This window comes from Shigella sp. FC1967, assembly GCF_001743005.1.
Classification (GTDB): domain Bacteria; phylum Pseudomonadota; class Gammaproteobacteria; order Enterobacterales; family Enterobacteriaceae; genus Proteus.
This window is the reverse complement of record NZ_MIIZ01001196.1, coordinates 1-495: the sequence shown is the minus strand read 5'-3', so window position 1 is coordinate 495 and position 495 is coordinate 1. Positions and strand designations below refer to the sequence as shown.

Below are 495 nucleotides of genomic sequence, written 5' to 3'. Positions count from 1 at the left end.
TCCTCTATCTCTAAAGGATTCGCTGGATGTCAAGAGTAGGTAAGGTTCTTCGCGTTGCATCGAATTAAACCACATGCTCCACCGCTTGTGCGGGCCCCCGTCAATTCATTTGAGTTTTAACCTTGCGGCCGTACTCCCCAGGCGTCGATTTAACGCGTTAGCTCCAGAAGCCACGGTTCAAGACCACAACCTCTAAATCGACATCGTTTACAGCGTGGACTACCAGGGTATCTAATCCTGTTTGCTCCCCACGCTTTCGCACCTGAGCGTCAGTCTTTGTCCAGGGGGCCGCCTTCGCCACCGGTATTCCTCCACATCTCTACGCATTTTCACCGCTACACGTGGAATTCTACCCCCCCTCTACAAGACTCTAGCCAACCAGTTTCAGATGCAATTCCCAAGTTAAGCTCGGGGCTTTCACATCTGACTTAATTGACCGCCTGCGTGCGCTTTACGCCCAGTAATTCCGATTAACGCTTGCACCCTCCGTATTAC

General features: G+C 51.7%; 1 rRNA gene. It reads right to left on the bottom strand.

Annotated elements, in window-relative coordinates:
* A 16S ribosomal RNA gene (locus tag BHE89_RS20155) occupies positions 1 to 495 on the bottom strand; the annotation flags it as partial.